General features: G+C 52.2%; 18 protein-coding genes and 1 tRNA gene. 9 read left to right on the top strand and 10 right to left on the bottom strand.

Going from position 1 to position 23,897, the window contains the following annotated elements; genetic code table 11:
- Positions 1-8: 8 nt before the first annotated feature.
- Complete coding sequence (locus MKO97_RS14190; RefSeq protein ID WP_241103867.1) at positions 9-407, top strand: DUF2721 domain-containing protein; 399 nt, start codon at positions 9-11, stop codon at positions 405-407.
- 3 nt (positions 408-410) lie between these two features.
- On the opposite strand, the gene MKO97_RS14185 is transcribed toward MKO97_RS14190, so the two are convergent.
- Entirely contained in the window at positions 411-1,001 is a 591-nt protein-coding gene (locus MKO97_RS14185) for a murein L,D-transpeptidase catalytic domain-containing protein (protein WP_241103866.1), read from the bottom strand.
- A 120-nt stretch (positions 1,002-1,121) separates the two neighbouring features.
- On the opposite strand from MKO97_RS14185, the gene MKO97_RS14180 reads away from it, so the two are divergent.
- The 6 genes from MKO97_RS14180 (at position 1,122) to MKO97_RS14155 (ending at position 7,583) form a co-directional block, all read left to right on the top strand.
- Entirely contained in the window at positions 1,122-2,018 is an 897-nt protein-coding gene (locus MKO97_RS14180; protein ID WP_241103865.1) for a DMT family transporter, read from the top strand.
- A 2-nt stretch (positions 2,019-2,020) separates the two neighbouring features.
- Positions 2,021-2,626 (top strand): alpha-ketoglutarate-dependent dioxygenase AlkB, encoded by a 606-nt coding sequence (locus MKO97_RS14175; RefSeq protein WP_319800050.1) that lies wholly within the window; start codon positions 2,021-2,023, stop codon positions 2,624-2,626.
- An 87-nt stretch (positions 2,627-2,713) separates the two neighbouring features.
- Positions 2,714-4,066 (top strand): CHASE3 domain-containing protein, encoded by a 1,353-nt coding sequence (locus tag MKO97_RS14170; RefSeq protein WP_241103864.1) that lies wholly within the window; start codon positions 2,714-2,716, stop codon positions 4,064-4,066.
- Between the two features lie 2 nt (positions 4,067-4,068).
- Positions 4,069-4,902, top strand: coding sequence for a sterol desaturase family protein (locus MKO97_RS14165; RefSeq protein ID WP_241103863.1), 834 nt, complete (start codon positions 4,069-4,071; stop codon positions 4,900-4,902).
- Between the two features lie 70 nt (positions 4,903-4,972).
- On the top strand, positions 4,973-6,790 hold the full coding sequence (locus tag MKO97_RS14160; RefSeq protein WP_319800051.1) for a peptidase M61: 1,818 nt from the start codon (positions 4,973-4,975) through the stop codon (positions 6,788-6,790).
- A 79-nt stretch (positions 6,791-6,869) separates the two neighbouring features.
- A complete protein-coding gene (locus MKO97_RS14155; RefSeq protein WP_241103862.1) occupies positions 6,870-7,583 on the top strand; it encodes a DUF4369 domain-containing protein in 714 nt (237 codons plus the stop codon).
- 70 nt (positions 7,584-7,653) lie between these two features.
- Here MKO97_RS14155 and MKO97_RS14150 read toward each other — a convergent pair.
- The 7 genes from MKO97_RS14150 to MKO97_RS14120 form a co-directional block, all read right to left on the bottom strand.
- Positions 7,654-7,727: transfer RNA gene (locus MKO97_RS14150), tRNA-Thr, on the bottom strand.
- A gap of 73 nt (positions 7,728-7,800) precedes the next feature.
- The gene (locus tag MKO97_RS14145) at positions 7,801-8,070 is read right to left on the bottom strand and encodes a hypothetical protein (RefSeq protein WP_241103861.1); all 270 of its coding nucleotides are present in this window, start codon (positions 8,068-8,070) and stop codon (positions 7,801-7,803) included.
- A 55-nt stretch (positions 8,071-8,125) separates the two neighbouring features.
- Positions 8,126-9,094: a type I phosphomannose isomerase catalytic subunit gene (locus MKO97_RS14140; RefSeq protein WP_241103860.1), complete on the bottom strand. Its 969-nt coding sequence runs from the start codon at positions 9,092-9,094 to the stop codon at positions 8,126-8,128.
- 76 nt (positions 9,095-9,170) lie between these two features.
- Positions 9,171-9,581 (bottom strand): 6-carboxytetrahydropterin synthase, encoded by a 411-nt coding sequence (locus MKO97_RS14135; RefSeq protein WP_241103859.1) that lies wholly within the window; start codon positions 9,579-9,581, stop codon positions 9,171-9,173.
- Positions 9,582-9,594: 13 nt separating this feature from the next.
- Positions 9,595-10,122: an isopentenyl-diphosphate Delta-isomerase gene (gene idi, locus MKO97_RS14130; RefSeq protein ID WP_241103858.1), complete on the bottom strand. Its 528-nt coding sequence runs from the start codon at positions 10,120-10,122 to the stop codon at positions 9,595-9,597.
- 71 nt (positions 10,123-10,193) lie between these two features.
- Positions 10,194-11,771: an NAD(P)/FAD-dependent oxidoreductase gene (locus tag MKO97_RS14125; RefSeq protein WP_241103857.1), complete on the bottom strand. Its 1,578-nt coding sequence runs from the start codon at positions 11,769-11,771 to the stop codon at positions 10,194-10,196.
- A 75-nt stretch (positions 11,772-11,846) separates the two neighbouring features.
- On the bottom strand, positions 11,847-12,929 hold the full coding sequence (locus MKO97_RS14120; RefSeq protein WP_241103856.1) for a DUF2891 domain-containing protein: 1,083 nt from the start codon (positions 12,927-12,929) through the stop codon (positions 11,847-11,849).
- A 126-nt stretch (positions 12,930-13,055) separates the two neighbouring features.
- On the opposite strand from MKO97_RS14120, the gene MKO97_RS14115 reads away from it, so the two are divergent.
- Complete coding sequence (locus tag MKO97_RS14115; RefSeq protein ID WP_241103855.1) at positions 13,056-14,063, top strand: 3-oxoacyl-ACP synthase III family protein; 1,008 nt, start codon at positions 13,056-13,058, stop codon at positions 14,061-14,063.
- Between the two features lie 123 nt (positions 14,064-14,186).
- Complete coding sequence (locus tag MKO97_RS14110; protein ID WP_241103854.1) at positions 14,187-14,654, top strand: hypothetical protein; 468 nt, start codon at positions 14,187-14,189, stop codon at positions 14,652-14,654.
- 250 nt (positions 14,655-14,904) lie between these two features.
- On the opposite strand, the gene MKO97_RS14105 is transcribed toward MKO97_RS14110, so the two are convergent.
- Both MKO97_RS14105 and MKO97_RS14100 read right to left on the bottom strand, forming a co-directional pair.
- On the bottom strand, positions 14,905-17,271 hold the full coding sequence (locus MKO97_RS14105; RefSeq protein ID WP_241103853.1) for a TonB-dependent receptor domain-containing protein: 2,367 nt from the start codon (positions 17,269-17,271) through the stop codon (positions 14,905-14,907).
- Between the two features lie 126 nt (positions 17,272-17,397).
- Entirely contained in the window at positions 17,398-23,784 is a 6,387-nt protein-coding gene (locus tag MKO97_RS14100) for a T9SS type B sorting domain-containing protein (protein WP_241103852.1), read from the bottom strand.
- Positions 23,785-23,897: the final 113 nt, after the last annotated feature.

Raw genomic sequence — 23,897 nt, 5'->3', positions numbered from 1 at the left:
CCTCCCTCATGACCCTCGCCATCGAAACACCCGCCCTGCTTTTTTCTGCCACGTCGTTGATTTTACTGGCGTATACGAATCGTTTCCTGACGATCGCGCAGATCATCCGTGGACTGAAGAAACATTACGATGAAAAGCGGAACCGGAGTATCCTGTTGGAGATCAGGAACCTAAACCTGCGATTGACGTTGATCCGTTATATGCAGATGTTCGGCGTAATGAGCCTGTTTTTGTCGGTGTTTGCCATGTTGCTGCTGTTCTTTAAACAGCCGTTTGCAGGCATCGTGCTGTTTGGCGTGAGCCTCTTGAGCCTGCTGGTGTCGCTGGGCATTTCGTTCTGGGAGATCAGTATTTCGGTGCGGGCGCTGAGGGTGCATTTGAGCGATCTTTTGGAAGAGGGGGAGTAGTAGTCAGCCGATAATCCACAAAAGAACCGGTTTACGGGATTGCTTCAGTCGCGCATCCAGCTTCCGCATGAAGGCATCCGAAACGGCCGGGCATCCCCAACTCAGAGGACTGTAGGTTGGATAGGTTTCCCCGTCTTTTACGGCCGACCACGAATGCAATACGATCACCCGTTCCTCGGCACTTCGGTTGGAGGCTTCGAGTCCGTGCAGCCAGTATTTCACGTGGATACCCCAGCCGCTATAGTCGCGTTTTCCAATCTTGTACTTCCCTTTGGCCGAACAATGGCTGTCGGGTTGATCGCTGAACCGTGCGGTTTCCCATTTCGTTGGATTGGGCGTCACATCGCAGGCACCATGCGTGACGAGGTTTTGGTCGACGATTGTGCCGCGAGCGAAGTCGTATATGAAGAACCGCGGTTTCCCGGAATGCACGCTCAGGTCGACGAGAAAATAGTAGTCGGTGTTCATGCCCTGCTTCTCGCAAAACGTGCGTGCTTCGTTGTGGACCCGTATGTACTCGGTTTTCAGTTTCGCAGGTTCTTCTGCAGGCTTTCCGCAACAAAGTACAAACAGGAGTAGGGGTAGGTAGCGCATAGGCATGGGTTTCAGGCTGTGATGCCGGTTAGCAGTGCAAACGTTGGAACGAGGGCTTTATTTTAGGTGGGGCGCGGTACACGGTTACGATTCCGTATCTTTGCGCCCGCTTACGACACTATGGGAAACAGGGAATTTTTAAAGGGAATAGGATTTGTGGCGCTGGGTGCCACCAGCTACGGCATGCTGGCCACTTTTGTGAAGTTGGCTTATGGCGAGGGATACACGACTGCGGAAGTTACCGTATCGCAGTTTGTGATCGGATTGCTCGGTTTGGGCCTTATTAACCTGTTCATGCGGAGTCGAAAAACGGAAACCGTCGCGGCGACCAGACGGCAGACGTTTTCGTTGCTGCTGGCGGGTACATCGATGGGGTTTACAAGCCTGTTCTATTATATCGCCGTAAAATATATCCCCGTGTCGGTCGCGATTGTATTGCTGATGCAAACGGTCTGGATGGGGGTGGTGCTTGAAGCCCTGCTCACCCAGCGGCTGCCTTCTCTCGGTCGTGTTACGGCGGTGGCCGTGGTGCTTGCCGGAACCGTGTTGGCCGCCAATCTCCTCGATACCGAGGTGTTTCCCGACTGGAGGGGTATCGTATGGGGTATGTTGGCTGCTGCCTCCTTTACCACCACCATGTTCACGGCCAATAAAGTCGCGTTGGGCGTATCGGCTGCACAACGCAGTCTCTGGATGTTGGCAGGTGGAGCGGTCATCGTTTTTTCGGCCGCCCTTTTCACACAAACCGGGCCTTTCCAAATGGGTATTTTCCTGACCTACGGACTCGCCATCGCGGTATTCGGTACCATCATTCCGCCGCTGTTGTTGAACGCGGGCTTTCCGAAGGCGGGTATCGGCCCCGGCAGTATCGTGGCTTCCCTCGAATTGCCCGTTTCGGTCACGATGGCATGGGTCTTGCTGCATGAAACCGTGCAACCGTCGCAATGGCTGGGCATCGTGCTGATATTGGCGGCGATTGTATTACTCAATCTTCCGTACCTTCGAAAAAAAGAATAGCCGTGTTGTTGTTTGAGGAAGAAAGGACGCCCGTTCGGTTTGACCTGCGCGATGCGGAGGTAACCTACTATCCTTCTTTCTTTACCCACGACAAGGCGGATGAACTGTTTTCTTTCCTTTTGGAAAACACGGCCTGGCAACAGGATGATATTGTGGTATTTGGGAAAAGCCATCCACAGCCACGACTCACCGCCCTTTATGGCAATGAAGGAAAACCCTACGCCTACAGCAACATCGTCATGCACCCGCACGCCTGGACACCGGCCCTGATGTTTATAAAGGAAGCCGTCGAACAGGTGTGTGCTGACCGCTTTACGACAGTATTGCTCAACCTCTACCGCGACGGCCGCGACAGTAACGGATGGCACGCCGATAACGAGCGCGAGCTGGGCCGCGACCCGCTTATCGCATCGGTGAGCTTAGGGGCGGAACGGATGTTTCACCTGCGACACAACCAAGATGCTTCACAGGCACTAAAACTGCGGCTTGAGCACGGAAGCCTGTTGCTAATGGGCGGCACGACACAGCATTTCTGGAAACACCAGATACCGAAAACGGCCCGCCCGACAGGGCCGCGGATCAACCTTACCTTCCGTATCCTGAAATAACCCATCCGGTTTCTGGTTATCAGGGAATTATTTGTCACATTCTTAAGAAAAAACGTACCTTTAGCGACGAAACCGTTGTTCTTTTCTATGCGGAAGTTTTCCCTGCTGACCAAAATCGACCTGTCATTTGCCGTTGGCGGTGTCTTGTTCGTAGCGCTGTTTTATGCCATCTTTGCCACGGCCCGTACCGTACAACAGAACCGTTCGACGATTATGGAGACGAACGAAATCTGCACGGTGCTCGATAAGATATTGACCAGTACGGTGAGTATCGAAACGTCTTCACGTGGGTATACCATCACGGGACAGGAGAAATTCCTCAATCTCTATAAACTGGGTAACCGCGACCTTGAGGTGTTGGTTGATTCGCTCCACGATCTCTCCCAATCGATTCATGGCGACGTGCGGGAAGTAGAGGCGCTCAAACAGATGATTGGTGAAAAACAGCGTATTTCAGCCTCTATTGTGGAAGCGCGTCGATTGGTAGGTGAAGAGGCTGCCACTACAATCATTGCGTCGGGAAGAGGCAAGGAACTGATGGACAAGATTCGGGTGTTCATCATCAAATACCAACGCCAACAACAGCAACAACTGGCGAAACGTCTGGAAGAAATCGACCATAACGTCCGGGTTCGCGACAGCCTGTTCATCATTTTTGTCATCTGTACGTTCGGGTTGGTGGTCTTTGGCTACCTGCAGATCCGACGCACCACGGTGCAGACGGTGCGGAGTATCCACATGCAACGCAAAATGACGCATAAAATGGCCATGCAGAACCGCCAACTCAACGATTTTGCCAACATCACCTCGCACAACCTGCGGTCGCCGGCGGCCAACATTTCGTCATTGGTCGATATCATCAACGATGACAGTACGATTGACGATTACCGAACCGTATTTGAAATGCTGAAGAAGGTATCGGTCAATCTCAATGAAACGCTTAACGAACTTATTGACGTACTCCATATCAAGAACAATACGGGCATCGAGCGTGAGCAAGTGGCATTGAGCGATATGTGCCAGCACGTCTGTGCGACGTTGCAGGGACAAATACTGGAAAAAGAGGCACAGGTTATATCTGAATTTGACCGCGCGCCATTTATCCGCTTCCCGAAGATTTATGCTGAGAGTATACTACAAAACCTGGTCAGCAACGCCTTGAAATACAGTCATCCGGATCGCAAACCCCTCATCGAGATCCGCACCGAGAAACTCACCCATTACGTCAAACTGACGGTGAAAGACAATGGCCTTGGCATCGACCTTTCGAAATACGGGCATAAAATTTTTGGCATGCGGCAGATTTTCCATCGAAACACCGATGCGAAAGGAATTGGCCTTTTTATGACCAAAACACAGGTTGAGGCGCTCGGCGGTAAGATCACCGTGGAAAGCGACGGCCAATCCGGCAGTACCTTTATCGTTCATTTTCCTTTATAATCATGGAAACCATCGTACAGTATTTCGAGACCATTCCGTCCTGGCACCGCGCCCTCATCCTGGCCGGGGGGATTACCTTTTTCTGGCTGATTGAGAATGCACGTCCGTTTGCCTCCTTTTCCTACAGCAAATGGCAGCATGCGGGCATCAATTTCTTCTTTACGGCCACAACCATCGTCGTCAATTTTGTCATGGCGTTCCTGTTGCTGCAAACCGCGGAATGGGCCGCCGCTCATGAAATCGGAGTGTTGAACCTCTTATCTGACTTACCGTTGTGGCTGTATACGTTGGCCGGACTCATGATACTCGATCTCTTCGGAGCCTACTTTGCCCACCTTGCAGAGCATAAAGTGAGCGTGCTGTGGCGTTTCCATCTCATACACCACACCGATACCTGGCTCGATACTACGTCGGCCAACCGGCACCATCCGGGCGAAAGCGTGATCCGATTTGCGTTTACGATCGTCGGGACGTTTTTAGCGGGCGCGCCGATGTGGATGGTATTCATGTACCAATCGTTGTCTGTTGTTTTTTCGCAGTTCAACCACGCCAACATCCAATTGCCCCTGTGGTTGGATAAGACGCTGCGGTTTGTGCTGGTGTCGCCTGATATGCACAAAGTGCACCACCATTATCGCTTACCCTATACCGACTCGAATTACGGTAATATCTTTTCGTTGTGGGACCGGCTCTTCGGGACCTATCGCGAACTTCCGGCCACCGATGTCGTATATGGCATCGACACCCATCCCGACGAACGCGAGCACAACCGCCTCACCGAACTGCTGAAGATGCCCTTCCGTCCGAAGCGACCGCCTACGCGCGAGGTCAAATAAGACCGAAAAACGACGCGCTGCCGTAACAATATCGAAGGTTGGTAGTCTTACCTCCCAAATCGGAAACAATATGACAAAACCTTTGATGTGGTGTGTCGTCCTGCTGACGGGCGTCGCCTCTTTTGCACAAAACGCCCTAAAAGCGAATCTGGATCTGACGAATGTGGTCGACGATAAAGTACAGGTTACCGTTTCGGTGCCCAAGATCGCCACGGACAAGATCACCTATTTTATTCCCAAAACCGTTCCGGGTACGTATTCGGAAGACGATTTCGGAAAGTACATCGATGACCTGAAAGCCGTAGGAACCGACGGGAAGCCATTGGTGGTGGAAAAAACCGATGTGAATTCCTGGACGATTGTAGGCGCGAAAAAACTCGCCAAGATTACGTATCTCGTGAATGACACGTTTGATATCGAAGGGAAACACGATATTTTTTCGCCGGTGGGAAGTAATATTGACGCGAATAAGAACTTCCTGGTCAATACCCAGGCCTTTGTCGGCTATTTCAAGGAGTTTATGGAAACGCCTTATGAAATGACGGTATCGCATCCGGCCGGACTTTGGGGCGCCACGTCGATGACTGATCTCGATGCATCTCCAACCGCAGATCGCTTTACGGTGTCGCGGTATGCGGAACTCGTCGAGAATCCGATTATGTATTCCACACCTGACCATACCGAATTCCAAATCAACGGCATGGATATCCTGATTGCGGTGTATTCACCCAATGGCACTATTACCGCCGAGGCCATCACCCCCGATTTGAAAGAGATGATGACGGCGCAGAAAGCCTTCCTCGGAAACTTCAATTCGACCAAGAAATACAGCATCCTTATTTACCTTTCGACGCTTTCGGAAACGGATGCCAAAGGATTCGGGGCACTTGAACACCCCACCTGTACAACTGTCGTGATGCCGGAATCGATGGGTGTGGAAGGTCTTGGAGCGCAATTGCGTGACGTCGTGTCACACGAATTTTTCCACATTGTAACGCCGCTGACCATCCACTCAAAAGAAATCCAGTATTTTGATTTCAACGCGCCAAAGATGTCGAAACACCTTTGGATGTACGAAGGCGTAACGGAGTATTTTGCGAATTTGTTCCAGGTGAACCAGGGATTGATTTCGGAGCAGGAGTTCCTCGACCGGATGACCGGTAAAATCGAAAACGCCTCGCGCATGGACGACAAAATGTCGTTTACGAAAATGAGCCAGAACGTATTGGTGAAACCGTATAAAGACCAATACCAGAACGTATATGAGAAAGGGGCCCTTATCGGCATGTGCATCGATATCATCATCCGTGAGAAAAGCAACGGACAACGGGGTATCCTCGACATGATGCAACGCCTGTCAGCCAAATACGGCGCGGGAAAACCGTTTGAGGACGAGGCTTTGTTTGCCGAAATCACGCAAATGACGTATCCGGAAGTCGGCGCGTTCCTTGACAAGTATGTGGCGGGCGAAACACCGATCCCGTATAGTGAGTACTTCGCCAAAATGGGCGTCGTGAAAGGAAAATACAACAAGAAGGGGATGCCCCTGCTGAAAGACATGCAGACGCCGTATATCGGGGTGAATCCGAAGAGCGAGATTTACTTCCTGCCGGGCCTTGATAACGCCTTTGCCAAGAACCTGGGTATTGAAGGAAATGACGTGCTGTTGGAAGCCAATGGCACCGCCTACAACGTCAATAATATTTACGACCTCGTCATGGCAAGTATAGGCTGGAAGGAAGGCGATGCGGTTACGTTAAAGATCCGCCGCGGTACAGAAGAGAAAACCGTATCCGGAAAAGTGGTGCTTCCGTCGACCGAGGAGGAAGGCTACAACGCCTCCGGAGCCGAAAAACAGGCGCTTCGCAATGCCTGGTTGAAAGGATAGTGAAAAAACACCCTAATGTAAAATCCCCAAGGCCCGCGCTTTGGGGATTTTTTCTTTATTTTGCGCAAACTCAAAACAGATGAAACGATTGGTTGCGGCCCTGGCCGGCGTGGTGTTGCTGGTTGCGTGCCAGGATACGAAGAAAGAAGGAAACCTGCACCTCACCGGAAATGTCAAAGGACTCGGGAAAGGAACACTTTATATCAAAAAACAGGTGGATACGTCATTGGTCGTATTGGATAGCATCCGTATTGACAATGATTCCCATTTTGAAACCTGGCTGAATGTCACGTCGCCGGAAATGTTTGTACTCGTACTCGACCGCGGCACGACCAACTCAATTGATGACCGTCTGCCCTTTTTTGCTGAACCGGGCAATATGAACATCGAGACGACGCTCGATGCCTTTTTTGCCGATGCAAAGATTACGGGGTCGAAAAACCATGCGTTGTATGACGAATTCCGTAAGGTAGACAGTCGTTTCACCGACCAGAATACGAACCTGATCGTTGAGAAACTCCGTGCACAGCGACTCGGGAAACCGGAGCGTCTGGATAGCCTCGAAAAGGTGTCGGAGTCGAATTTAAAGCGCCGCTACCTCTATGCCGTCAATTTTGCGGTCAACCACCGCGACCAGGAAGTAGCGCCTTATGTCGCGCTGTCTGCCATCCCGGATGTGAGCCTGAAATACCTCGATACCATCCGTACCTCGATGACACCGAAAGTAGCGAAATCGCTGTATGGACAGCGACTGGAAAAGTACTACAAAGAGCGGTTGAAAGCCGGTCAGTAAAAACAAAAAGCCATCCGGAAAGGATGGCTTTTTTTGTCCATAAAAAAACCATCACAAGGATGGTTTGCTGAGCCGATGGAGGGATTCGAACCCACGACCTGATGATTACAAATCAACTGCTCTGGCCAACTGAGCTACACCGGCATTTACACGTGCAAATATACAGGCTCTTCCCAAAAAACCAAAAGTCAGGCCTGTTTTTTAGCCGCTTTTTTTATTACTGTAGCGCGTTGATTTTGGCTACCAGTGCGTTGGCTGTTTCTTCCAGTTCCGCGTTGATGGCTTTGAATGACGCTTTTTTGTCATTTCCCTTCACAGCATTCACTTTCGCGATCAAGGTATCGAACGCCACGATGGCTTCTTCGATCACGGCATTGCTTTCCACGCTCGGTTTTCCCGATGTAGCCAGCTCATACAGGTAAACGGCCTCGATGATATCGCCCAATACGTAGTTAATGTCTTTTTTAAGGTTACGAACGCTTGCCATTTTCTTGTGTTTAAAAATTCGGTGCAAAAGTACGTATAAGTTTTTGAACGACAGCCTACGGCACCGAAATTTCCAGTAGCGTGGCGGTTCCGGACAAACGGAAGTCGGTCAATGCGGCCGGCAGCAATACGGTGTTGCCCATGGTATACGGATACTCGTTTCCGTCTACAGTAATCGAAAACGCGCCTTCGGTGCACATATACACCGTGAAGGAATCACCGGATTTCGACACGTCCAATTGCCCATCAAGAGGCAGGAAGTTCGTTTGAAAATACGGACAATCGACCATCGTGTTGGCGACATTCGGCTTTGTGTCATACGTGCGCAATGCCTCGGTTTTGTCGTAGTTAATGGCGTCAAGTGCCTGTTCGACGTGGAGTTCACGACGGTTGCCATGTGCATCGGTGCGGTCGAAATCGTAGATGCGATACGTGATGTCCGAGGTCTGTTGTATTTCCGCAATGACCAGACCGGCCCCGATGGCGTGTACAGTGCCCGTGTTGAGAAAGAAAACGTCGCCTTTGTGTGCCGTTCGGGTGTCGAGTAGGTCGAGTATGGAATTGTGTTTTAAGCTATTGAGGTAGGCTTCCGGACTCGACTTTTCCTTGAATCCTACGATGATGCGCGCGCCCGGATCGGCTTGCATCACATACCACATCTCGGTTTTGCCGAATGAGTTGTGACGGGCCTTCGCCAGTTCATCATTGGGATGCACCTGGATCGACAGGTCTTCGCGTGCATCCAGGTATTTGAAGAGTAAGGGAAATTCGGCCCCGAATCGCGCGTGTACCTTGGTTCCGAGTAGGTCATCCGGACGCTCGGCAATCAGGGCATCGAGCGGTTGTCCCGCCAAGGGTCCGTCTGCCACGACACTGACATCGCCTTTGACAGCCGACAGTTCCCAGCTTTCGCCGGTAATAGCGGATTCGATGGGTTTGTGGAGATACGTACGCAGTTTCTCACCTCCCCAAATGCGTTCTTTCAGGATGGGAGCGAAGGTAAGCGGATAAAGCGGAAGGGCCATACGCGGTGTTTTACGCGCAAATTTCGTCTAACCGACGGAAGTGTCCTACTACAATTCCGTCAATTCCTTATAAAAATCACAATCCCCGATAGGAAACGAAGTTGCGCGGTGTTTCATATAAGGTCACTTCCATCTCTTTATCGGCGGCAATATGCGGCCTGAGGCGGTTCCAGATCACCACGGCAATGTTCTCGGCCGTTGGGTTAAGGGATTGAAAATCGGCAACGTCGAGGTTGAGGTTTTTATGGTCGAAGGCGTTTTCGACATATGCCTTGATAAGGTCGGCAAGTTCCTTGACATCAATGACAAAGCCCGTTTCAGGATCAATCTCTCCCGTCACCGACACAATCAATTCGTAATTGTGCCCGTGGAAGTTCGGATTGTTGCACTTGCCGAACACTGCATTGTTGCGTTCGTCTGACCAATCAGGCCGGTAAAGCCGATGGGCAGCATTAAAGTGGGCGCGACGGGAGACAGTTACTTTCACGGTGGTGTGGCGGTTAAAGAGTGTGTTCTTCCAGGAAGTGATAGAATTCGTCAAAAATGATGCGGAACCAAACAGTGTAACGTTCCGGATGTACGGTCATGTCGGTACGGATCGACTCAATATCCATCCACTTCCAGCTTTCGACTTCCGCCGGATTGACCTGGGGCACGCCATCGTAGCGACCGATCATGACGTGGTCGAGTTCGTGTTCAGTAAGGCCGTTGTCAAAAGGTGCTTTGTAAATGAAATGGAAGAGTTCGCGCAGTTCGGTGGTGAACCCCATTTCTTCGAATAAACGTCGTGTTCCGGCTTCGATATTCGACTCGCCGTCACGCTGGTGGCTACAGCAGGTATTGGTCCAAAGCAAAGGGGAATGGTATTTATCACGGGCCCGTTGCTGCAACATGACCTCGTTTTTTGAATTGAGCACAAACACGGAAAAGGCGCGGTGCAAAACCGCTTTTTCATGTGCTTCCATCTTCGGCATCAGCCCAATAGGCTCGTCCTTTTCATTGACCAGGATTACGTGTTCTTCCGTCATCGTGTAAAAATACGAAAAAACGGACGCTTACTGACGGGCCAGACGGGCGTCACCACAGGTTTAACGCTCGTTTAAGAGATTGGTTTTGCGCCGACAAGCGAAGCCGCCACCATGAACGCGCATTTCTCGCCGTCGATTGCGGCCGATACGATGCCACCGGCGTAACCTGCCCCTTCTCCGCACGGGTAGAGTCCGGCTATTTCAGGGTGCATGAGTGTGTCGGGATCGCGGGGGATGCGAACAGGTGATGATGTTCGCGATTCCGGGGCATGCAGGATGGCGTCGTTGGTGAAATAGCCCCTCATGGTCTTGCCGAATTCCGCAAACCCCTGGCGTAGTGTTTGGGTAAGGAAACCGGGGAAAACATTCCCTAACTCTACAGACGTCGTGCCCGGCACGTAAGACGTTTTCGGGATGTCGGCCGATACCTTTGCTTTTGAAAAGTCGACCATGCGTTGGGCAGGCACTCGTTGGGTTTCACCTGCCAATCGCCATGCACGTTGTTCGATGTCGCGCTGGAAAGCCACTCCAGCGAGCGGTCCTTCTTTTGCAAACGGCGCAAAGTCTTCAAGGCGGAGTTCCACCACGATGCCGGAATTGGCGGTCGCCTGGTCGCGTTTTGAGGGCGACCAACCGTTGGTGACGACCTCGCCCGGACTCGTTGCGCAGGGTGCGATGACGCCTCCCGGACACATACAGAAGGAATACATACCCCGTCCGTTGACCTGTTTGACGATGGAATACGGCGCCGGAGGCAGGAAGGCACCCCGGTAGTCACAACTGTATTGGATCTGGTCGATGAGGCTTTGCGGATGCTCGGCGCGTACGCCCAATGCAAAGGGCTTGGCTTCGATAAGGATGTTCTTCCGATGGAGTAGTTCAAATACATCGCGGGCGGAGTGTCCGGTTGCCAGGATCAGGCTTTTCGCGGCAATGCGTTCGCCGTTTTGTGTGACGATGCCACGCACGGCCCCTCCTTCCAAAATCAGGTCGGTCATGCGGGTTTCGAAAAGGACTTTACCGCCCCGTTCGATGATCTTCTCGCGTATGTCTTCGATGATTTTGGGCAGTTTGTTGGTGCCGATATGGGGATGTGCCTCGACCAATATGTCAGCACTCGCACCAAATCCGACCAGCAGCCGAAGGATGCGGTCAATGTCGCCGCGTTTTTTGGAACGGGTGTAGAGTTTACCATCGGAATAAGTGCCCGCGCCGCCTTCGCCAAAACAATAATTGGAATCTTCGTCCACGATATGGTCACGGTTGATGGCTTTCAGGTCGCGCCGACGTCCTCTTACGTCTTTTCCGCGCTCGATGACGATTGGTCGACATCCCAACTCGATGAGGCGCAAAGCGGCGAAGAGTCCGGCGGGTCCGGCGCCAATTACCAAGACTTCCGGTGCGTTCGACACGTCGGGATAGTCGGGTAGGGCTATGAGCGCGTCTGAGAACGGCTCACCGTCTACAAAAACGTGCAGCTTGAGGTTGATTTTGATGGCCCGTTGGCGCGCATCAATCGACCGTTTCAGGATGGTGATATGATCGATTTGCGATTCCGAAATCCGGATGTGCCGTGCGACATGCAATTTGAGGGCCGATGCATCGGCAGCGGTTTCAGGTGGTACCTGTATCAGGAGTTCCTTTGGCATGGCGCAAAGGTACGGAAAGTCGCGACGGTTGCCTACGGGCCGGACTTTTGGAATGGCACAGGCGACGGCGGCTTGTTAATACGAAGCGCCTTTTTCTTCAAACGCATGCAGTGCAAACGAAGCCAGCCAGTGCTCGCCCTCGTAATTCCCGTCTACGACTGAGGGCAGGGAAGCAGCCATGTGGAGGTCGGCCAGGGACCTGAGATGCCCGTATGCCCGCGGGTATTGTGCCGCCAACCGGTAGAGGTTCCACGCGCGGGAAAAGTTGAGTCCGTCTAGATGCACCAGATGGCCATCGGTTCGGTCTGACACCTTTCCGGGCTCCCATTTGAAGTCTTTCTTTTTCAGGACGGGGGCAAAGGCTTTCATCCATTTGAGGAACTCGTGCTCCGGCAATACGCGTTGCATTATACCGATTTCTTCGAGGCAGGGCGAGAGGAAGTCGGTGCCGCTGGGTTCCCAAATAAAAGGGGCATCTTTATCGGCTCCGAAAAGGCGAAGTGCGGCTGTTCGTAATACGTCTTGAAATGCCTTATTTTGGGTATGGACGGCGTAATCCCATGCCAATGACAACCCGAAAGCGGTATTGCTGTGGGTGCCGACGCGGATGGGATACAGCAGTTTGGGCAGGAATTCGGTATAGCGGGCCACCAATGTATCGGTCAACGGGCGCAGGTTGGCTGCCAGTGGCGCGGCATACGAATCGGGAGCGGTATCAAGTTCCTGCTGGAGCTTGAGCAACCACGCCCAGCCATAGGTACGTTCGAACGATTTTTCGTGTTTGCGGGAGAGATAGGCTATTTCGACGGCAATATTCTCACGGCTGAGGTTCTGTTGCAATTTGCCGATGATGACATCGCGGCCTTCGAGTTGGGGAAAATGGGCGAGGAGGTACACCAGGCTCCAGTGTCCGTGCACCGACGAATGCCAGTCGAAGCACCCGTAAAAAGCCGGATGCAGGTCTTTAGGTCCGGCGATTTCACTGCTGTTGGCCAGCAACTGCCCGGTTTTGTTGGGGTACTCCTGTTGCAGGCACTTCATCGGCAGCGTTGCCAGGTGGGCCGCCTGTGTAGACGATAGGGGTTGTGCAAAGCAGGCGGCGCTGAAGGCCAGAAGGAGAAGATAGCGCATGGTTCGGGCGGTTTTTACGAAGGTCATGATTTTTGGGCAGTCGGACAACCGTTGTAGGGTATTTCGACGGCATCGTCAAAAGCCGTATCTTGCAAGCGGTTCTTTTTGCCGGTTTGGCAAAAGGACGGGTCGAATTTTATCAAAAAGTACGTTATGTATCATTCCCGTATGGCCGGACTCGGCTTCTATGTTCCCGATAATGTAGTTACGAATGAAGATCTCTCGAAGATCATGGATACCAACGACGAGTGGATCCGTGAGCGAACGGGCATCGAACAGCGGCGCCACATTGTGCGCGGACAGGATTCGACGACTTCGATGGGTGTGAAAGCCGCGAAGATTGCGATGGAGCGTGCCAGTGTGAAGGCGGATGATATCGACTTTGTGGTATTCGCGACGTTGAGTCCGGATTACTATTTTCCGGGACCGGGTGTGGCAGTACAAAAAGAACTCGGACTCCGGACGGTTGGCGCGCTGGATGTGCGCAACCAGTGTTCGGGTTTTGTGTATGCTTTATCGGTGGCCGACCAGTTTATCCGGACGGGCATGTACTGCACAGTATTGGTGATCGGTTCGGAGGTGCATTCCGTCGGACTTGACATGACGACACGGGGCCGGGGCGTCTCGGTCATCTTCGGGGATGGAGCCGGTGCCGCGGTATTGAAGCGGGAGGAGGACCTGTCGAAAGGTATCCTGTCGACCCACCTGCATTCGGAAGGTGCACATGCAGAAGAATTATACCTTAATGCGCCCGGAATGGGGGCACGTTGGGTGACCGACATCATCGCGGATGCCAATCCGGATGACGAAAGTTATTACCCGTATATGAACGGCCAGTTCGTGTTTAAGAATGCGGTGGTGCGTTTTGCGGAAGTCATCAACGAAGGACTGGCGGCGAATGGCCTTTCCGTTTCGGATATCAACATGCTGATACCCCACCAGGCGAACCTGCGGATCGCGCAGTTCATCCAGCAGAAGTTCCAGTTGGGGGATGACCAGGTGTTCAACAACATCCAGCGGTATGGCAATACGACCGCGGCTTCGATTCCGATTGCGCTGACCGAGGCATGGGAAGCCGGAAAAATAAAAGACGGCGATCTCGTGGTGCTGGCGGCTTTCGGCAGTGGCTTTACGTGGGCGAGTGCGATTATTCGGTGGTAGGTGTTGGTTGATAGTTCATAGTTCATGGTTCATGGTTGATAGTGGAGAATTGATAATTGTTAATTGATAATTGATAATGGGGGATGGCCTCTGGTGTTTTTGGAAGATATCTACTACCCAGTTATGGATGCGAATGAGTTGATTTTACGACCTGCGAAGTACGGCAGTGTTTTCACGATTGTCGTTAGTGCGGGTTTTGTGTATATGGGCATTGGGATGATGGGGCAGTCTCCCTTAATGAGCTGGCTCACTACCGTCTTTTTCGGATTTTGCCTGCTGGTAGGTCTCGTGCAACTATGGCCGGGTGCGGCTTCTTTGAAACTCACGTCAGAGGGCTTCGTGGTAACCAGTCTGTTCCGAAGTCATTTTACAAAGTGGCAGGATGTAGGATCGTTCCGCTCGGGCCACGTTGGGTTGCGGAAAATGGTCGTATTCGATTATGTTGAAAGCCACAAAAGGTTCACTTTTGGTAAACGGCTGGCCAAAGGGATGACCGGTAACCAGGCGGCGTTACCCGATACCTACGGGCGCAAACCTGCCGCACTTGCAGAGCTCCTGAACGAGTGGAAAAAACGCGCGGAAGGCATCTAGCTGTTTGAAACGGTTGGTTTCAGGTTTAGGATATTTGCTGCGCGAAGGATAGGAGCGGCAGCCTTTTGGCGCCTTGTGGATAGTGAATAGGGAGTCGATTTGATTTATGTAACGACCGTTTCTGAAGGAGTAGCGCCAAAAGCTATAGCGGATAGCCTGACGGCGCCCCAGCATTCGATAAACGAAGTTGGCCGATGCGCCGGCGCGCCCAAAATAAAAAAGTCCGGATGGTGATCCGGACTTTCATTTTTTAGAAGAAGCCTCCGCCTCCCTGTTTGGTATTGTCGTCGCGTTGGCGGCGTTGCAGCGCGCGGTTCTTTCCGGCGCCGAAACGGTAGTTGAAGCTGATGAAGAGCGAGCGGCTTTCCCAGTAGAAGGCGCCGTGTGACGGGTAGGGGTGCTCGGCATCGAAGGCGTAGCGCATGGTGTTGAACATGTCGTTGAAGCGCAGGCTCAGGCTGGCTTTGTCGCTGAGGAAGCTGTAGCGCATGCCACTGTCGACTTTATACATTTCACGGCTGTCGTTCTGTACGCCGTTGACGCCGCCGCGGTAGAAGCCAAACAAGAGGAAGCTGAGTTGTTTGGTGGCTTTGAAGTTACTGTTGATACGCGCGTTGAAGGCATTGGCCGTGATAGTGACTTCGGTTGGGTCAAAGTCTGCGGTGGTTAGGTTGCGGATGCTCACGACTCCGCGCTGGCGGATGCTGGAGAAATCGATGGCCGGCTGTACATCCCACCATTTGGTGAGCTTGTAGTTGGTAGACAGTTCGAAGCCGAAGGCGGTGTTGTCGCGGAAGTTGTCGAATGTCATGATGAGGCGGTTTTCCTCGTCGGACGGATTAGGATAGAGGATCCGGCTGATCTCGTCGTTGATAAGGCGGAAAAAGACACCGGCGGTTAGTGATCCTTTTTCGAGCATGCGGGTGTAGTTGACTTCGAGCGAGTTGGTAAACTGCGGGTCGAGGCTTGGGTTACCGACGGAGATGATACGGGACGTACTGAACTCGGGCAGGCGCGTGGTCTGTTCGAGGCTCGGACGGTCGACACGTCGGCTGTAGCTCATCTGCCAACTGTTTTTCTCGCTTGGCGTATAGGTGAGGTAGGCGGACGGGTAAACGGTGATGTAGTCGTCTTTGAAATCGGTGTTACCGTTGTAGATGGCCTTCACTTTGTAGCTTTCGAAGCGTGCCCCGATCTGGTAGCTGAACTTGTCGAACCGCTGGCCGTAGGTGGCATAGGCGGAATAGATATCGAAGTCGTAAGAAGTAACCGCGTTCGGAATCAGGACACCAGTAGTGCGGAAGATGTTAGACGAACGCATGAGGCGGGCTTCAGCGCCGACTTCGAGCGTCGACTTCTCGCTTAGTGGGTTTACATAGTCGACGTTGGCCGTTTTCCCGACACGTACTTCGCGTTTGAAGTCGTTATAAGGCGCAATGGGGCTGGCTGCGGTTGGGCTGAAGGTGATATCCTGCAACTCTTTTGACTCGTTGAAGTTCAGTTCGACATCGAGGGTTTCGCCTTCTTTCTTGAACAGGTGCTTGTAGGCGGTATTGTAAATCTGGTTGTCGTTCTGGCTGTCGTAGATATCATAGCTGCTATAATTTTCAGCCGTATTCGGGAAACCGTAGAAGCTGTCAATATAGCCGATGCCGCGCGCGAAGTTCTGCGTGGTATAAGCGGAGACGGTATTGCGGTCGTCGATGTAGAAATCCATACCGCCTTTCAGCAGGTGGCTTTTGTTTTTGTTGACGATGTCAAACTCCTGGCTATTATCCTGGTCTTCGCGGATGACCTCGCCATCGTTGAACTGGTTGCCGAAGTTGTTGCCGTAGGTAGCGAAGAAGTTGACCTTTCCGGTGCGGAAATTCATGTCGAGGGAGTTGTTGATCTTCGGCGTCACGGCTACGGTCACGCCGGTATTCAGGCTGGCGTTGAAGCCGTCGTTTGCGTTTTTGTGAAGGACGATGTTGATGATACCCGACATGCCTTCCGGATTGTATTTGGCGCTCGGGTTGGTAATGAGTTCGATCTTCTTGATAGAAGTAGAGGGAATCTGTTTGAGCAGGGTGGCGGCGTCTATGTTAGTAGGACGGCCATCTACCAGGATACGGACGTTTTCGTTGCCGCGGAGGGATATTTTGCCATCCTGGTCGACATTGACTGACGGGATGTTGCCCATGATCTCGGAAGCGGTGGCACCGGCGGTAGTGAGGTCGCGACCGACATTGATGACTTTGCGGTCGAGTTTTTGTTCGATGGTGGAACGTTCGGCTACGACGGTAACATCGTTGAGCACCACCGCGTCTTCTTCAAGGACGATAGTGAAGTTAACCGTTCTCTGTGTGGTAAGATCGGCGGTTTGCGTCTGTGTCTTAAACCCCATGAACTGGATGTCTACGGTGTACGCTTTGGGCTCAAGGTTGGGGATTTCGAACTTACCATTGTCGTCAGTGATACCACCGGTGACGATTTTTCCGTCGAGTTTCAGGGAGATGGTCACATAGGAAAGGGGCTGTTTTGTTTTGTCGGTCACGGTTCCGGTGACACTACTGGTTTTTTGGGCGGATAGCGGGAGGGCAAAGGCGAGTACCCACAACAGTAAGCAATGTTTCATGAAGTGTCTTTTTGAGTATTTTTTAACGCAGACTAGACTTCCTTTGCTCAAAGTTGTTACATGGAATAGGCGTTAAAAAAGAAAAGGCTCCAAATGGAGCCTTTTACTTTCATAAGTATCAAACGATTAACGTACGAGCGAGAAGTGCGATCTGTATTCGCGCGGTACGCCATTTTCGACATAGCTTACAATAAACCAGTAGTCATCTGCCGGCAGCGGGCTTCCGTTGACGGTGCCGTCCCATCCCGGTCCGTCGGTAGTCATGGTTTGCAATAGTTTGCCATAACGATCGTAGATGGTGATGCTGGCTGTCTGGCCCGCAAGTCCTGGAATACGGTAGGTATCGTTGATGCCGTCTCCGTTAGGTGTAAAGTATTTCGGATTGTATACCGTCTGCACTGCAATAGGGAAGGCAGCGCTACCACAACCATTCGGGTCGATCACAGTGATTTCGTGCCATCCTTCTGTTACACCAGTGAAGGTGAAGGTCGTGGCGTTGGCTGGAACGCTTGGGACTGGGTCAGAACCGTCAATTGAGTAGAGGAATTCACCGACAGTACCAGGAATTGGCGTTACGTTTACGACCACCGTTTGGTTGTCGCTGAAGTAACCGGTGGTCACGTCGATCTGTACATCCTGAGGCTTACCAGATTGGATCAGTGTAAACGGAATCGCACCCGAGTCGCAGGCTGTCAGGCCATTCACAGTCGTTGTGATGTACAACGTATAATCACCCGGAGTGGTTGTTGTGAAGTTCGGTGATGTGCTAACCGTTGCGCCTGACGCATCTTGCCAGTCGAAGGTATAGTATTGTGATGAATAGCCGCTCACTACATATCCTGGCGTCACGTCTCCGGTTTCGCTGTCGACACAGATCGGATCTTCGATTACGAGTTTAGCACCTGTTGGTTGGGCTATTGGAAGCAATTGAATCAGGGTCGGTGTAGAATAACATGATGGCGTTGCAATGTTGGTTACGACGGCATAAATGTTTTCCGGATAATCTCTTGCTGCGGTATCACCATTCGGACCATTATCCGTCGCGATAGCGTCAGTACGAAGTGCCGCGTTTTGTGCATTGTCATAATAGGTCACTTCATAATCGGTGGCACTCTGTGAGCCCAGAACCGTTGCCGTCAGGCTATCGAGATTGAAATCATAGTTTTCGTCTCCATCGGTGTCGCAAACAGTGGTAAGGTTGGCCGGTACTGAATTCGCTACAGCCGGAGCGTTGATCGTAACGGTGAACGCAGGGCTTTGATCGGAACATGTTCCGGCGCCATTCATGGCATACACATAAAGCGTGGTCGTAGATGCGATGACAGCACCACCTGCATAGCTTGTTCCAGTGCCGTTAGGACCTGTGTAATACAGGGCACCTGGCGTCGTCAGGGCAGGGAGCGTATAGTTTCCGCAGTTTTGCAAGCTTGCTGGTTCTTCCACATTGAATACGTTGATGACTTTTGGTTCCCACGTTCCGACGCACGTATTCGGTGCCGTGCCGTTTACCGCATGGACGTAAAGGGTCGTAGTCGGTGCTGTGTATATAGTACCAGCCGCAATTACGGCGCCATTGATCGCATCATAGTATTGTGCGTTCGGCGTCAGCAAGGCAGGAAGGGTGTAGCTGTTACAAGCGTTTACTGTAGCTATATCCGCGGCGTTGTATACAGGAGTTGGCGTAATGGTCACTGTAAAGTCGTCAATGTCGTTACAGTTGGCGTTGGCCGGATTCTCCGCGTATACATAAAGCGTCGTTGAAGCGAGAACAGGTGACGACACCGGCGTCGTGTGCGCCAGGTCCGCATAAAGGCCTGCGTTAGCCGGAAGCGCTGCGATAAAGGCCGTCGGATCCCACGAGTCACAGCTGAATACCGGTTGGTAGTCGGTAAGCGCTGGTGTTTGCGAAATCGTTACGGTGAAGGCCTCTTCGTCATAACACTGGTTCGGGTTAGACGCCGGTCCTGCCGCTGCGTAGGCGTAGAACGTATACGTGGCAGGTGCCGTGATGGTCGAACCTGCGGCGTGCGAGACGTTACCGGGTGTGTTAGGTCCACCTGGCTGCTCGTAATATGCGGTGGCCGGAGCAACGAGAGCAGGGAAGGTAAAGCCCGTATCGCTACATGCGGCGAAAGGCGTGCCTACGATTGGCGCTACCACCGGCGTGTTGTATACACCGACATTGAAGGCGCGATAGTTGACGCAGGCAGCAGCGTCCGGCGATTGCGTACGAACATAAACGGTAGCTCCGGGAGCCGTAATAGTGGCCGGTGCCGGGGTGTCGGTTCCGTCGTTTGTGGTTACATACCCAGTTGCGATCGGAGAGAAATCCGTTACCGTTGGCAATGTGTAAGAGTCGCAGGCTTCTACACTATACGTTGTTCCGGTTAAGGTCACACCCGTCGGCGTCGTATAGGTTGGTGCAGGCGTAATGTTGATTTGCCATGGCTCTTCATCCGGACACAAAGATGGATTCGAAGACGGGCTTGCCGCATACGAATACAATAGGATGGAACTTGTCAGAACTTCTCCCGGTACGTGTGCAACGTTACCCGCCGTAACCGGACCACCTGGCTGCTCATAGTAGCCCGTTATAGGCGCTGTGTATGCGGGAAGCGTGTAGTTCTCGCACGCATTTACCGTTGTCTGCGTCGGTACAACTGGTTTTGCAAACAAGTTAATGGTAAACGGTTTGTATCTGACACATGCCGCAGCATCTGTTGATTGCGTGCGGATGTACAGTGTTGTGGTGCCCAGAGCTGTAACTGTCGCGCTACCGTACGCAGGATCCGTTCCATCGTTGGCGGTAACGTAACCGGTGGCGATGGGCGAGAAGGCCGTTGGAGCTGGCAATGTATACGAGTCGCAGGCATCTACCGTAAAAGTCGTGCCGCTCAACGTGACACCGGCAGGTGTCGTATAGGTTGGCGCTGGCGTAATGTTGATCTGCCATGGCTCTTCGTCCGGACAAAGTGCCGGGTTCGAAGACGGGCTAGCGGCATATGAGTACAATAGAATGGAACTTGTGAGTGTTTCACCTGGCACGTGTGCGATGTTGCCGGCTGTCAACGGACCTCCCGGTTGCTCGTAGTAGCCGGTTACCGGTGCGGTATAGGAAGGGAGCGTATAGCTTTCGCACGCATTTATTGTGGTTTGGGTTGGCACAGAAGGCTTCGGATAAATCGCTACGTTGAACATTTTCTGGTCGGAACACGGAATCCGGTTGTTGTTCTCGGCGTACACGTAGATCGGGACCGAGGTCATGATAGCCGTACCAACTGCTATCGGTGTACTTGCGGCCGAGTTCTGCGGGTTTACTGGCGCTGCGTAATACTTTGCACCTCCAGTCAACGCCGGTAGTACATAACCTGTGTCGTCACATGCCATCACGGTATCACCATCGTTAAGTCCGCCCGGCAATGTTACCGTTGTAGACGTAATGTCGATGTCAATGCTATAGGATACCGGCGGACATCCGCCCGATGCACTTGGGTTGAAGGCATACAGAGTAGTAATACCCGGCGTGCTGATAACGGTTCCCGGAGTAATGGCAACGTTGGATGAAGAAGGTCCGCCCGGAGCGTAGTAAAACTCTCCGTTTACCAGATTTGGAACGGTGTATGTTGCGTTACAGATCGGCGCAGGTTGCGGGATTACGTCCAACAGTGGCTCGTTATCAATGGTAACGAGGAAGTCGTCCTGCACATAACATGAGGCGTTTCCGTCGAAGAAATAAATGGTCTGGGTGGAGGTTACCGGGTAGCCCACAGGCAGCATAGTACCTGTACCAATTGGACCGGTATAGTAGTTACCTGGGTGCGCGACGGCCGGCAGCTCGTATAGGTTACATGATACTACGTTGTTGAGCACCGGAAGCGGCGTCTGCTGTACGGTTATGGTAAAATCGAGGTTACCGGTACAGGTCTGACCCGGTACCCAATAATACAGGGTAGTCGTAGACGTGATAACAGTACCATCTGCAACGATATTACCCAGTCCGTTTGCCTGATCGCGGTATTCACCCACGGTCAGGTCAGGAAGGGTGTAGCTGTTACAGACGCTTACATCAGCAGGCGGCGTAAGGTTGGTAACACCCACGTAAATCGTAATCGGTTCGTCGTCCTGGCAAATATTCGGAGCGGTGCCCGTTTGTTTGTGTAGGTAAATCTGGTACGTACCAGGGGTGTATACTTTAGGTGTTACGATCAATGTGCCAGTTCCGTTCGGGCCTGTGTAATAAGACATACCGGCCGGGGCATTCTGAAGCGTGTAGTTGTTACAGCTAAAGATGTCGTCTTGTTCCGGAATATTGGTAAACGGCTGTATCGTGACGGTTATCGCCTTTTCGACCGTACAGTCGGTCGGATCATTTGGATTCGACCAGAACGCGTAATACGTGTTCGTACCCGGTGTAGTAAGTGTTGTAGATGCCAGCGGGTTCACACCACCCGGCGATGTGAAGTAGCCACCGTAAGGAAGAGGCGGCAGGCTGTAATTGTTATTCTGACACTCGGTCACCGTGGAAGGAAGCGAAGAGTAATCCGCTTTTGTCACCTTGAAGGAGTCCTGTCCTGGGTTACAGGTGCCGTTTCCAGGATTGTAGAGGTAAATAGTAGTCTCAGGGTTCGGCACCACATTAAAGCCTGGCGCCAGGATCGATCCACCTCCGTTGTTAAGCGTGTGGTATTCGATAGCAGGATCGGAAGGGACAGGTAAGATAAAGCCTGTGCCGTCGCCCGTACATACCACGACATCCGGAAGGACATCGACCTGTGGTAGTGGCGTCACGATCAACTGGACCGTCGACACGACACGACAATCCGGATTATTTCCGGCCTGTACGCGTACCCAGATCGTGCCCCCAGGGCGTGTGATTTCAAATGCGGGGTTCCACTGTATGGTACTCTGCGTGTTGGTAGTGGCGTTATTCGCTCCAATCGCCGATGTATGCAGGGTCACCACATACTCCGCCGGGTTTTGTGAACCCAAAGCCGCAGCGATGATAGGCGTTACGGAAAACACCGCTCTTGGAGGCGTATCCGTAGCGTTTCGCGCACACACCGTGATAGGTGCCATCAACGGAGTCGGCAGAGCGTTAGGCGGGTTCACCGCATGAAGGGTGAAACTGCGGATCGCGTAACATCCGGTGCTCGCTTCGATACGAACCCAAATCGTTTTCGGGCTCTGGGCCTGGGTGATGGTGATGCTTGTTCCAATCGCTCCTGTTTCGCCTACAGCTTCCCCCTGTGTGTTGTAGTAGGTAATCTGTGTAGACGCCGGAAGGTCATCGGATGTATTACCGGGCGTATTATTGTTTAGGATGAGGGTAGACGTTGTGGTAAGATCAAAGGTATAAGGAGCCGTACACAAGTAACGATCCGGCACCGTGGCGATCGCGTTCACGGCCGGCAACACCTCTACTTTTATATCGTCCTGAATGACACTACAGCCCGATTGGGTGTATTGTAGGGCAAACGAATTGATACCCGCCTGAAGGGGTGTCGTAAGCGTATTCAGGTCAAGTTGTGCGGATGTTTGTCCCAAAATCGGGGCGCCGTTCTGGAGCCATTGGTACGAAATAACATTCTGGATAGGCGATGTCGGCTGCAAGATAGGGTAGGTGCTGTTCAAACACACCGCCGTGTTGTTCGACGTCACGAGGTCGGGGCCCAATACGTTCTGGCCAATGTTGAAACTGGATCCTTCGATGAAGATGGCCGAGTCGTATCCTACGTTAAGGTTGTCATCGGCACTGCCACGACCGTCGGCGATGACGATCTTGATACGATAGGTAGCACCAATGGTCAGGCCAGTAGCGGAGGCCGTCATCTGTACGGTTTGACCGTTGAAGTTGATAGCAGGTCCGAAGTTCGGTCCGTTATAGGCACCGAAAAAGCTTGGGTTCGCCGATGGACAGCCGGCATTATAGGCATTGTCACGGATCGTAGCTACGGAAATAGGTGTATTGCCCGCGATAACCGCCAGGTTTTGCTTCACCCCAGTGCCTACATTTTCAAGGATAAAGGCAAACGCATCCGAGAAATTACATTGCGATGCCCCATATTCTTCAGAAGCGAAGATAAAGTTGAAGTCAAAGGAACTGGCTGTCGGCTGGAACTGAAATTGAAGATACGACGCATTAATCGAACTAAAGGTCACACCCGATTGCGATAATAGGATAGACTCAAGTTCGGCATCGCCGCCCCAGGAGGTTGATCCGGCACTTTGGATGGTGGTGTTGGGGCTCGGCGCCTGTGTCACATCACCCGTCGAAAGTACCACACCCGAAGCAAAGGGGAAGTTTGGGTTGTAGTTCACAAACTTGCCGATACCGTTGGTCGAACCGAAATTGGTTCCGGTCGAAGCGGTGACGCTTGTGCCGGAGACGCAGGGGCTGTTGATCAATACCGAGTTCACCAACTGCGTAGGCGTCAGCGAAGTGTCGACTTGAATGCCTTGCGAAAAACCAGCAAAACTCAGGAATAATGCAACAAAAACATAAAACTTATTCATATCCGCAGAAATAATTTTAAGGAAACAAACATAGCAATTATTTTATAAAAAAGTCTTAAAAAAACGAAATTCGCCTCAGGCTCAGTCCGCTGCTTTTCTGACGTTTTACAATA

This window comes from Flavobacterium sp. HJ-32-4, from assembly GCF_022532105.1.
Lineage (GTDB): Bacteria > Bacteroidota > Bacteroidia > Flavobacteriales > Flavobacteriaceae > Flavobacterium.
This window is presented reverse-complemented; position numbering and strand designations above follow the sequence as displayed.